The sequence below is a fragment of the Bradyrhizobium manausense genome (assembly GCF_001440035.1).
In the GTDB taxonomy this organism is placed as follows: Bacteria; Pseudomonadota; Alphaproteobacteria; order Rhizobiales; family Xanthobacteraceae; genus Bradyrhizobium; species Bradyrhizobium manausense.
The window spans coordinates 115,745-126,805 of record NZ_LJYG01000102.1; the positions used below are offsets into that span (position 1 = coordinate 115,745).

Consider the following 11,061-nt stretch of genomic DNA (forward strand, 5'->3'; position numbering starts at 1 on the left):
TCACACAAGTCCCCGTATGACTGCGGTAGGTTGAAGAATTTCACCTCTCCCGTCGAACCGTCCTCCGCATCGACCCGACCAATCTTGCGAGACGTGCCTTGAGCGTGACACAGGCGGCTACGGACGAGGTCCTGATCGCCCGGATCGCCCAAGGCGACCGGCTCGCCATGCAGGTGCTGTACGGGCGGCACCATGTCAGGGTGTACAGGTTCGGGCTCAGGCTCGTGCGGGACGAGCAGACGGCGGAAGACCTCATCAGCGAGGTGTTTCTCGACGTCTGGCGTCAGGCCGGCAAGTTCGAGGGCCGGTCCGCCGTTTCCACCTGGCTCTTGGCAATCACCCGATTCAAGGCCCTGTCTGCGCTTCGGCGCAGGAAGGATTTTGAGCTCGACGACGAAGCCGCCAACGCGATCGAGGATTCGTCCGACGATCCGGAAACGGTGGTGCAGAAGAAGGATACCAGTGAAGCGTTGCGGGAGTGTCTGACGGGCCTCTCGCCGGACCATCGGGAAATCGTCGACCTCGTCTACTACCACGAGAAGTCCGTGGAGGAAGTGGCCGAAATCGTCGGGATTCCGGAGAACACGGTAAAGACGCGCTTGTTCTACGCGCGCAAGAAATTGGCCGAACTGCTGAAGGCAGCCGGCGTTGAGCGAGGCTGGCCATGATGGCTTTGAGCAAGAAGATGCTGGAGCAAGAGCCCAGTGAGATCGAGTTGCTGCTGCCGTGGCATGCCGCCGGCACGCTGAACGCGCGCGATGCGCGCCGCGTCGAGGAAGCGCTCGCCAGCGATCCGGAGCTCGCAAAGCAATATGGGGTGATCCGCGGTGAATACGAAGAGACCATCCACCTGAACGAAAGCCTGGGTGCACCGTCGGCGCGCGCGATGCAGAAGCTGTTCGCCGCGATCGACGCCGAGCCGGCGTGCGCGACCAGTTCGCTGCCGCTGTCGGCGCGCATCGCCACGTTCTTTGCGAGCCTGTCGCCGCGCACGCTGGCCTGGTCGGCGAGCCTGGGCGCCATCGCATTGCTGCTGCAGGCCGGCATCATCGGGGCTGTCTTGATGAAGACGCAGACCGCGACTTTCCAGACCGCATCGCTCTCGACCGGCGCGCCGATTACGCGCGAGCTCGGGGCGGCTGCGCCTTCGCGGGCGCTGGTGCGCTTCACGCCGGAGGCGCGTGTCGCCGACATCACCGCGTTGCTCGACAGCTATCAGGCCTCGATCATCGGCGATGCCAAAGGCGGCATGTTCCGCCTGCAGTTCGACAAGGCGATGAGCCAGGACGAGCTCGCAGCGCTGCTCGCCAGAATGCAGCGCGAAAAGTTCGTCAACCTCGCCGTGGCGGCGCCTTAAGCGCCTGCACCAATGATGCGCAAGTCCGAGAGTAAGTTGCGAGCCGGTGCCTATGCCTCCTCGGCCGGAGCCGTGCTCCTGCTCGCCGCCTGTCTTGGCATCGGAGTGGCCCACGCCCAGGCGATCATGCGGACCCCGACGATCAGCGTTCCCACGCGCACGCCGACGCTCTCTGTCAATGGCGCGGTCTCCGTAAATGGCGCGGCGAGAGCCGTGGGCGGCGGCGATCACGGTCCCCACATAACGCCGACGGTTCATACCATCGCGCGGATCGCGCCAAGTTCCGTCAACCCCGTGTTGCCCTACGCGCGCTACTCGCCAAATCTCTATCCGGCCTGTTCTAACGCCTATCGCGATGCCGATGGCGAATGCCTCGGCCAGCCGAAGGGGGGCGGCGACGGCGCCGGCAAGACGGGCAGGAAGAACGCCGGCAAGGGACGTGGCAACGCTACGCCAGTCGCCATCATCTCGCGCAGTTTCACCAATGAATTCGTGGCCGAGATCGACAGCGCGCTGTCGCCGACCGAGGCCGACGAACTCGCCCGGCGCCACGGCCTGACCCGCCTGTCATCTGAGAACTTCCCGCTGATCGGGGCCACGGTCGGCCTGTTCCGCATCACCGACGGCCGCCCTTACGAGACGGCGCGGCGCGAGTTCGCGGCCGACGCGAGCGTGCGCTCGCTTCAGCCGAACTTCCGCTACGTGTTGCAGGACCAGCGGCCTGCGGTCCCGACCGAAGGCGATCCTGCGCAATATGCGCTGTCCAAGCTGCGCCTGCCGCAGGCGCACACCCTGGTGCACGGCGCCAATGTCACGATTGCGGTGATCGATTCGGGCATCGATGCAAAGCATCCCGAACTCGCCAATTCCATCGCCGATGTCTTTGACGCACTCGGCAGCAACGAGGGCGCTCACGTCCATGGCACCGGCATTGCGGGCGCCATCGTGGCCCATGCGAAGCTGATGGGTAGCGCGCCGGAAGCGCGCATCATCGCCATCAGGGCCTTCGGCGGCACCACCGGCGGTGCCGAGAGCTCATCCTACATCATCCTGCGCTCGCTCAACTACGCCGCCGAGCACGGCGCCCAGATCGTGAACATGAGCTTTGCCGGTCCCAAGGACGCCGCGATCGAGCGTGCGATCGCGGCAACCGCCGCGCGCGGCCTGGTGCTGATCGCGGCCGCCGGAAATGCCGGCGCCAAATCGCCGCCGCTCTATCCCGCCGCCAATCCCAACGTGATCGCCGTCAGCGCGACCGACCAGCAGGACAAGCTGTTCACCGCATCCAACCGCGGCAATTACATCGCGCTGGCCGCGCCGGGCGTCGACATCTTCCTGCCGGCGCCTGATGGCAAATATCAGATCACGTCGGGCACCTCGTTCTCGGCGGCCTATGTCTCCGGCGTCGCGGCCTTGCTGCTCGAGCGCAATTACACCCTGAAGCCGGAAGCACTGCGCATGACGCTGGCGAAGACGGCACGCGACCTCGGTTCACCCGGGCGTGATGATCTGTTCGGCGACGGCGAGCCCGATGCGTTCGCCGCGGTCATGGCCGTTCCGGCCGACAGCACGACGCCGGTGGCGGCTGCGTCGGGTACAACTAAACGTGAAGATGCCGAGAAGCGGCGCGATGACCCCAACATCCGCGCGATAGAGCAGCCTTCGCTGTCGAGCGCCGACGATAAATCCACGGTTTCTCAGGCGGATAGGCCGGCGGCGCGCTAGCCCCTGCGACATCCTTGCGCGTGGGCCAAAGGGTTAAAAAATCGAACACCCGGGTTGAACGTTCAGCCTGCTGCCACGACCAAATAATGTGGGAGCGGTCATCCCTCCCCATCAGTCATATCAGGCGCGAGCGCCCATCCACCCCAAGCGCCCATATGGCTCGACCCGTCCGGTTGTCCCCCCGGACGGGTCTTTTCTTTTGGGGCGCGTCCGGCTTCTTGAGGCGAGATGATCAGCTTGCGGTTGAGGCCGCCGGCGCGTCGCTGTGATCACTCAGCGACGCTGCACGACAGGTCCGCCATGCTTGTGCGAAGCTTGACTCCCTAATCGCTGAAAACTCCGCGCGACTACGGTGTCGTGTGACCGGAGCCGTGTCGTTGCTGGACAAGTCAAAACTTTTCCACAAGATATTCACGTCGCTTCTAGATTGATTCGTGTGCGTTGCGTCGCGTCCGCAATTTTCTCCTGACGGGCTGATTAATGACTCATCGCCATGACGCCGGCCGAGGCGCGGCCGGCCGTGAAATTGCGGCACGCTGGTGCGCTCTCGCAGAGCAGCGGCTGGAGCATCTCTCTGAAATGTTCGAGACCGGGCGGTGGCGCCGCTACCATTCCGAGCTCGCCTTTCTCGAAAACATCCAGGAAGCCAAGCGCGCGGTCCAGACCTGGCGCGCGCTTGCGAATGGCGAGGACGTCGCCGCAGCCGCCGCGAGCGTGACCTCTGCATTCGGTTGGTCGCCGGCGACCATGCCGCGGGTGTTTCCGCGCGAACAGGCCGAGACGGTGCAGCCCAAGACCTTGCAACCCAAGACCTTGCAACCCAAGACCTTGCAACCCAAGGCCTTGCAACCCAAGGCCATACACATCGCGCCAGAGACCTCCATTCCGGTCAGGCTCGAGCCCGAGCCGGCTATCCTCGCTGACATCCTCGAGGCCCCGATTGTACCGCTTGCCCCAGTAGCACCTGTCGCTCGCATGGCGCCCGCAGCTCCGCCTGCGCCAGTCGCCCGGGAGGCTACGCTGGTGGATCCGATCGCACCTGCCGCTCCGTCGATCGCATCGTTCCTGCAGACCTTCACGCCGCCTGCCGACGACATCGTCGCGGCCCCCGAGCGCGTCGTCGAGTTCACCTTCAGCCTCGACGGCATCGAAGCCAAGTACCCGCTGCTGCGGAATACGTTCTGAGATCCGCGTTCCCGCGACGCGTAAAGGTCTCGATCCGTCATGTGCGAGACATGGGACGCAGCGCGTCCCATGGAGGGCCTCGAAGGATGCACGGCCCGGCTGCCACTCGCGCACACCTATTGCCGCACGGCGTTGCCGCCCACCACCACCTGCGCAAAGCGCTGCGCGCCGTCCGCGGACAGATCCGCCGTCACGGCGCGTGCGTGGTCCAGCCCGACCACCGCGCCGCGCGGGGTTTCCGAGATCATGTTGTTGTTGACGAGTGCCGTGCCGGCGCCTGACACGACGGAGACGCCGATGCCGGCCAGCGCTTTGCGGATCACATTGCCCGTGATCGCGACATCGCGCAGATATTTCCCCCAGCCGGCAACGATGCCGTAGGACGGTGCGTTCTCGATCACGTTGCCTGATACCGACGTGTCGGCCTCGATATAGATGCCGATGCCGGCATCATCGTCAGGCGCGGTGCCGATGGGGCGCTTCGGGATCAAATTGCGGATGATATTGCCTTGAACGACCGCAATATGCCCGCCCTCGTTGAAATTGCAGACGGAGACGCCGACGGCGGCACCGTCGACCGTGTTGTTGGCAATCACGGCGGCCTCGAACGAAAACTCGGAATAGAGCGCGACCTCGCGCACGTCGCTGACGTTGTTGCCGGATATATGGATATTCGAGGCCGAGTTGCCGCGCACGGCGGAGTAGTCGCAATTCTTGATGCGATTGCCGCGCACGATTACGTTGGCGGCGCGGAAGGCGTTGATGGCATTGCCGTACTGCCCCGAGCCGCCCGGGCCGGCCTTGATGTTCTCGATGCGGTTGTCGGCGACAAGAGTGCCGTCATCGCCGATGGCGGTGCGCAGGATCTCGATGCCGTTGTCGCTGGTGCCGACAATGGTGTTGCGGGACACGCTGAGGCCCCTGGCGTCGAACGAGACCACCGCCGTCACGGCGATGTCAGTCAAGATGTTGCCGGAGATATCGCCCGACACCTGCTCCAGCCAGATGCCGCTGCCGCCGGATGCCGTGATCTCGCAATCGGTGATGCGCACGTCGCGGCCGCCGAGCACATGGATCAGCCCGCGCCGCGCCGGCAGCGGAATGCTCCGGCCGTCGAAGGTGATACCGGTGAGGCCGATTGAATCAGAGCCGTCGCTCTGGATCACCGAGGCCCCGCCGGTGAAGACAAGTTTCGTCGCGCCGCGCACGCCGATGAGCTGCGCCCCACTCGGCAGTCGTAGAAGGCCCGTGCGGTAGATTCCGGGCGGCAGCGCGAGCGGCAGCTGCGCCCGCGAAGCTTCGTCGATGGCGCGTTGGAGAACGCGCGTCTGGTCCTCGCTGCTGCCGGGTCGCGCGCCATATTGGGTCGCGTCACGGCCGAGCAGCGACGTCAGCGGCGCCGCGCGCGCGGCGTCTGAGGGCATGGCAAGCGCACCGGCAATGCCGGCAGTCGAAGCTCCGATGAGATGACGGCGATTGAGGTCCATGACGCGTCCTTCGGCGGACGCGGGGTGTCCGCGACAGTTAGGTAGCGCAGGGCGGGTGGGGCGGTGAGGATTGTTCGCGGTAGGGTTAAATGTTTACCCCAGCGCAGGTGCCGTAGGGTGGGTTAATCTGGCGGCTGCGCGAAGCGCAGTCCGTCAGGCGTAACCCACCACGGTCTCTATCCGCGGGGGACAGAAGAGGGTGGATTACGCTTTGCTAACCCACCCTACGAAGCGGGCGTGTTCCGTGCCTTCCTTGCCAACGCTACCATCTCCATCAGCATCGCTTCTCCCGCATCTACCAGCTCCTCCAGCGTGATCCGCGGAGCGCCCTTGCGCCGCACGGCGCCGCTGCGGGCAAGCAGCGGAATGTGGATGAACGCGGCAAGCTTCGGTCCACCGCCGCGCACGTTCTCGATCGCGCGCCAGCTCAGATAGTTGCAGAGATAGGCGCCGGCATCGCGCGAGGGCCGCGCATCGATGCCGGTGAGGCGCGCGGCACGCAGCAGTCTTGCCGTATGCGGGCCGAAATTCATCGCATCGGCATGGCCGGCAATGCCGCGCTTGCTGGAGCGGGTGTTGGCAGCATCGGGCCACAGCATGGTGGCGGCGTTGCGCGCGCGGCTCTCGATGCGCAGGTAAGGCGTACGCGCCGCCAGCCCGAACATCAGCATCGCATCCGGCTTCACCCTTGCCAGCACGTCAGGCAATTGCCGGTCGACCGCGGCATAGGTCACCGGAAAGATGTGGCGCGACAGCTCGACATCATCGAGCGCGGGACGCCGCAACTGCGCCAGCCGCGCCACCAGCGGCTGGGTCGGATTATGCGGCGCGCCGGGAAACGGGCCGAAGCCCGTGAGGAGAATGCGGAGCTTTTGGCTCATTGCAGCAGCTCCAATATCTGTTCGGCGGCGAGTGCCGGCGTGAGGTGGCCGTCGGCGACCTCGGTTTCGATCTTCTTCACCCTGGCGCGCACCGACGCCTCGCTGCGCAGCCGCGACAGCATGCGCTGCTCCAGCATCGACCACATCCATTTCACCTGCTGATCGCGCCGCCGCGCCGCGAATTCACCTGACGCATTCATCGCCTTGCGGTGATCCAGAACCTTCTGCCAGAGCTCGGCGATGCCGGCGCCGGCCAGCGCCGAATAGGTGATGACAGGCGGATGCCAATGCTCGGACCGCGGGCTGAGGATATGCAGCGCGCCACGATAGTCGGCGGCGGTGACGTTGGCGCGCTTGAGATTGTCGCCGTCGGCCTTGTTGATCGCGATCATGTCGGCGAGCTCGACCAGGCCCTTCTTGATGCCTTGCAGTTCGTCGCCGCCGCCCGGCAGCATCAGCGCGAGGAAGAAATCGGTCATGTCGCAGACCGCCGTCTCGGACTGGCCAATGCCGACGGTCTCGACCAGCACGACGTCGAAACCGGCGGCCTCGCACAGCAGCATGGCCTCGCGTGTCTTTGCGGCGACGCCGCCGAGCGTGCCCGAGGACGGCGAGGGGCGGATGAAGGCATCGCTGGACGCCGACAGCCGCGCCATCCGCGTCTTGTCGCCGAGGATCGAGCCGCCGCTGCGAGCCGAGGACGGGTCGACCGCGAGCACGGCGACCTTGTTGCCCTGCTCGATCAGATAGGTCCCGAGCGCATCGATGGTGGTGGATTTGCCGACGCCGGGCGAGCCGGTGATGCCGACGCGAACCGCCTTGCCGGTGTCGGGCAGCAGCATCTGCACCAGTTCGCGCGCCTGCGCCTGATGGTCGCTGCGCCGGCTCTCCACCAGGGTAATGGCGCGCGCGAGCGCTGCGCGATGACCGGCGCGGAGGTCGCGGGCGAGGGCGGTGATATCGAGCGAAGACTTCTTCTCAACCATGCCTTGCTTTACAACGGCGGAAGCAGGCAGGCGAGAGCCCCCTCAGGCCTTGGCAAAGCCGGCGGCCCTCATGGCCTGGCCCATCTGGCTGTCAGCCTCTTCCATGAAGGTTTTGAAATCGCTTGCATCCCGCCACCCGCTCCCCAGGGCACGATCACGGTGACCGGCCGCGCGGGATAGGCTTGCGCGCGCGCAGGCGAGAGGAGCGCGGATGTGGCTGCGGCTACTGAAGAGCCGCGAAAACGCGGCGCGTAATTCCTGGCATTGACGTTCCCGGCATCGCCCTCGGGAATCGGGCTCGCGTCATCGCAACATGCTACGCAGCTTTGCGCGGATGTCGCAAGCGGCAGCCCCGTGCCGCCGTGTGCAACGGGTTCCGTTGCTATTGTTGTTCGTCAGCATCGGCCTTTGGCCGTGCGCCGCCGAAGATGCGTACGCCTTCCGCCGTGAGATAGGGCTTCAACGTCACCCACGGAACGAAGGCGACATATTGGCCCTCGGCGTAGGGGCCGACGGCATAGGGCGGGTAGTGGAAGGTCAGGCCGGAACTCTTGCCTGTCTCCGTCGATCGCGCCAGCGTCACGGCGCCGATCTTGAGCAGGCTCGGCTCAAGGCCCTTGAACCATTCCTCGGTCGCGGTCTCGCCGCTGTCGCGCTTCTTCTTCTCGATCTTCAGCGAGGCGATCACGGCTTGCACCATCGCCTTCATGGTCGCGCCATTGTCGGCGGTTTCGGTGAAGAACGGGCGGATCGAGATGCGCTTGTTCTCGGATTTGTCCCACAGGATCGTATTCACGTCCGAATTGGGATGGGCGCCATGGGTGTCCATGTAGTCGTCGCGCAGGATGCTGACATAGCGATCGGCAACCACAGAGCGGATCGAATATTTGCGCTCGAAATCCCAGCCGCCGTCCTTGAAGAATTGCGGCTCCTGCTTGCGTGAGGCCGCAGCGTCGCCTGCGTTCTTGTCGAGCCACTTCTTGCCTTCGGCCAGGCAATCGGCTGCGAGCGGCGCGTCGGCCTTGATCCTGTCGTCGAGGAAGACGCGTGCGTCGATGCTCTTGTTCTTGACCGCGGCGTCGGGCTTGGGATCGGCGGCGAGGGCGGAAAACGCACATGTTGCGCTCAGCGCCAGGGCGACGCTCAAACCGGTCATGAACTTCAAGGATGCGCTCCTACGCCGCCGCCTCGCTATGCCCGAGCCGGGCGTTGAGCTTGCGGATCAGCTCCTCGGCCGCCTCTGCGATCACGGTGCCCGGCGGGAAGATGGCCTCGGCGCCGGCCGCATAGAGCGCCTCGTAGTCCTGCGGCGGCACCACGCCGCCGACGATGATCATGATGTCCTCTCGACCCTGCTTCTTCAGCGCGGCCTTGAGTTCAGGCACGGCAGTGAGGTGAGCGGCTGCGAGCGAGGAGACGCCAAGGATGTGGACGTCATTCTCGACCGCCTGCCGTGCGGCCTCGTCGGCGGTGGCAAACAGCGGTCCGATGTCGACGTCGAATCCGATATCGGCAAAGGCAGACGCTATCACCTTCTGGCCGCGGTCGTGCCCGTCCTGGCCGATCTTGGCGACGAGGATGCGCGGGCGGCGGCCTTCCGCCTCCTCGAAAGCGTCGATCAGCGCCTGAACCTTCTCGACCTGATTGCCCATGCTGGACGCCTCCCGCTTGTAGACGCCGGTGATCGATTTGATCTCGGCGCGGTGCCGGCCGAACACCTTTTCCATCGCGTCCGAAATTTCGCCGACGGTCGCCTTGGCCCGCGCAGCATCAATGGCGAGCGCGAGCAGGTTGCCGTTGCCTTCGCCGGCCGAGCGCGTGATCGCGGCAAGCGCGGCGTCGACGTCCTTCTGGTTGCGCTCGGATTTCAGCCGCGTCAGCTTGTCGATCTGGAGCCGGCGCACGTTGGTGTTGTCGACCTTCAAAATCTCGATCGGCGCCTCGTCGGTCGGCTTGTACTTGTTGACGCCGATCACCGCCTGCTTGCCGGCATCGATGCGGGCTTGCGTCTTGGCGGAGGCTTCCTCGATGCGCAGCTTGGGCACGCCGGCCTCGATCGCCTTGGCCATGCCGCCGAGCTCCTCGACCTCCTGGATGTGGCCCCACGCTTTCGCCGCGAGGTCACGGGTCAGGCGCTCGACATAATGGGAGCCGCCCCAGGGATCGATGATGCGGGTGGTGCCGCTCTCCTGCTGCAGGAAGAGCTGGGTGTTGCGGGCGATCCGCGCCGAGAAATCGGTCGGCAGCGCCAAAGCCTCATCGAGCGCATTGGTGTGCAGCGACTGGGTGTGGCCCTGGGTCGCCGCCATCGCCTCCACCGTTGTGCGCATCACGTTGTTGAAGACATCCTGCGCGGTCAGCGACCAGCCTGATGTTTGCGAATGCGTGCGCAGCGACAGCGAGCGCGGGTCCTTCGGATTGAAGGGCTTCAAGAGCTTCGCCCAGAGCAGGCGCGCGGCGCGCAGCTTGGCCACCTCCATGAAGAAGTTCATGCCGATCGCCCAGAAGAACGACAGCCGCGGCGCGAAGCGGTCGACGTCGAGACCGGCGGCAAGCCCGGCGCGTAGATATTCGACGCCGTCGGCGAGCGTATAGGCAAGCTCGAGATCCTGCGTCGCGCCGGCCTCCTGCATGTGATAGCCGGAGATGGAAATAGAGTTGTACTTCGGCATTTTCTGCGAGGTGTACGCAAAAATGTCCGAGATGATCCGCATCGAGGGCGCGGGCGGATAGATGTAGGTGTTGCGCACCATGAACTCTTTCAGAATGTCGTTCTGAATGGTGCCTGAGAGTTTTTCCGGCGGAACGCCCTGTTCCTCGGCGGCCGCGACATAGAGCGCGAGGATCGGCAGCACCGCGCCGTTCATGGTCATCGACACGCTCATCTGATCGAGCGGAATCCCTGCGAACAGCGTGCGCATATCGTAGATGGAATCGATCGCAACGCCGGCCATGCCGACGTCGCCGCCGACGCGCGGATGATCTGAGTCATAGCCGCGATGGGTGGCGAGATCGAAGGCCACCGAGAGGCCCTTCTGCCCGGCTGCGAGATTACGGCGGTAGAACGCGTTGGAATCCTCCGCCGTGGAGAAGCCGGCATATTGCCTGATCGTCCAGGGCTGGTTGACATACATGGTCGGGTAGGGGCCGCGCAGGAACGGCGCGATGCCCGGATAGGTCTCGAGGAAGTCGAGCCCGGCGAGATCGGCCTCGCCATAAACAGGCTTTACCAGGATGCCCTCGGGCGTCAGCCACGGCTCGGCGCTGCCTGATGGCGCGGCGGCAGCGGTTCGCTCGAACGCGATATCGGCGAAGTTGGGAATGCGGCTCATGGCTTCAACCATATGATCGGCGTTCAATCATGATCCGGATGCTGATGGCTGACGATGGTCGCCATCTTCTCCGGCCCGTAATTCTGCTGCGTGGTCTGGCTCGGCAGG

At 65.1% G+C, this 11,061-nt stretch carries 9 protein-coding genes and 1 pseudogene; 4 read left to right on the plus strand and 6 right to left on the minus strand.

What is annotated here, in order from left to right:
• Positions 1-98 precede the first annotated feature (98 nt).
• The 4 genes from AOQ71_RS26510 (at position 99) to AOQ71_RS26525 (ending at position 4,267) form a co-directional block, all read left to right on the plus strand.
• Positions 99-668 (plus strand): sigma-70 family RNA polymerase sigma factor, encoded by a 570-nt coding sequence (locus tag AOQ71_RS26510; protein WP_057753025.1) that lies wholly within the window; start codon positions 99-101, stop codon positions 666-668.
• Positions 665-1,357, plus strand: a complete 693-nt coding sequence (locus AOQ71_RS26515; protein ID WP_057753026.1) for a hypothetical protein — start codon at positions 665-667, stop codon at positions 1,355-1,357. The genes AOQ71_RS26510 and AOQ71_RS26515 overlap by 4 nt, the downstream gene beginning before the upstream one ends.
• Positions 1,358-1,369: 12 nt before the next feature.
• Positions 1,370-3,082, plus strand: coding sequence for a S8 family serine peptidase (locus AOQ71_RS26520; protein ID WP_057753027.1), 1,713 nt, complete (start codon positions 1,370-1,372; stop codon positions 3,080-3,082).
• Positions 3,083-3,562: 480 nt separating this feature from the next.
• Complete coding sequence (locus AOQ71_RS26525) at positions 3,563-4,267, plus strand: TIGR03809 family protein (RefSeq protein ID WP_057753028.1); 705 nt, start codon at positions 3,563-3,565, stop codon at positions 4,265-4,267.
• Positions 4,268-4,383: 116 nt separating this feature from the next.
• Here AOQ71_RS26525 and AOQ71_RS26530 read toward each other — a convergent pair whose 3' ends face one another.
• From AOQ71_RS26530 to AOQ71_RS48560, 6 genes and pseudogenes are all read right to left on the minus strand, one after another.
• Complete coding sequence (locus tag AOQ71_RS26530) at positions 4,384-5,754, minus strand: TIGR03808 family TAT-translocated repetitive protein (protein WP_057753029.1); 1,371 nt, start codon at positions 5,752-5,754, stop codon at positions 4,384-4,386.
• 224 nt (positions 5,755-5,978) lie between these two features.
• The gene (locus AOQ71_RS26535; protein ID WP_057753030.1) at positions 5,979-6,635 is read right to left on the minus strand and encodes a pyroglutamyl-peptidase I; all 657 of its coding nucleotides are present in this window, start codon (positions 6,633-6,635) and stop codon (positions 5,979-5,981) included.
• On the minus strand, positions 6,632-7,621 hold the full coding sequence (gene meaB / locus AOQ71_RS26540) for a methylmalonyl Co-A mutase-associated GTPase MeaB (RefSeq protein ID WP_057753031.1): 990 nt from the start codon (positions 7,619-7,621) through the stop codon (positions 6,632-6,634). Before meaB ends, AOQ71_RS26535 begins: the two co-directional genes overlap by 4 nt.
• Positions 7,622-8,003: 382 nt before the next feature.
• On the minus strand, positions 8,004-8,777 hold the full coding sequence (locus AOQ71_RS26545; RefSeq protein ID WP_057753105.1) for an RsiV family protein: 774 nt from the start codon (positions 8,775-8,777) through the stop codon (positions 8,004-8,006).
• 19 nt (positions 8,778-8,796) lie between these two features.
• Complete coding sequence (gene scpA, locus AOQ71_RS26550; protein WP_057753106.1) at positions 8,797-10,953, minus strand: methylmalonyl-CoA mutase; 2,157 nt, start codon at positions 10,951-10,953, stop codon at positions 8,797-8,799.
• 23 nt (positions 10,954-10,976) lie between these two features.
• Positions 10,977-11,061 (minus strand): annotated as a pseudogene (locus AOQ71_RS48560) (GFA family protein); the annotation flags it as partial.

Excerpts from the sequence above, each read along its gene's own strand:
- AOQ71_RS26530 (WP_057753029.1), bottom strand. The coding sequence starts at position 5,754 with ATGGACCTCAATCGCCGTCATCTCATCGGAGCTTCGACTGCCGGCATT.
- AOQ71_RS26535 (WP_057753030.1), bottom strand. The coding sequence starts at position 6,635 with ATGAGCCAAAAGCTCCGCATTCTCCTCACGGGCTTCGGCCCGTTTCCC.
- AOQ71_RS26545 (WP_057753105.1), bottom strand. The coding sequence starts at position 8,777 with ATGACCGGTTTGAGCGTCGCCCTGGCGCTGAGCGCAACATGTGCGTTT.
- AOQ71_RS26520 (WP_057753027.1), top strand. The coding sequence starts at position 1,370 with ATGATGCGCAAGTCCGAGAGTAAGTTGCGAGCCGGTGCCTATGCCTCC.
- AOQ71_RS26515 (WP_057753026.1), top strand. The coding sequence starts at position 665 with ATGATGGCTTTGAGCAAGAAGATGCTGGAGCAAGAGCCCAGTGAGATC.
- scpA (WP_057753106.1), bottom strand. The coding sequence starts at position 10,953 with ATGAGCCGCATTCCCAACTTCGCCGATATCGCGTTCGAGCGAACCGCT.
- AOQ71_RS26525 (WP_057753028.1), top strand. The coding sequence starts at position 3,563 with ATGACTCATCGCCATGACGCCGGCCGAGGCGCGGCCGGCCGTGAAATT.
- meaB (WP_057753031.1), bottom strand. The coding sequence starts at position 7,621 with ATGGTTGAGAAGAAGTCTTCGCTCGATATCACCGCCCTCGCCCGCGAC.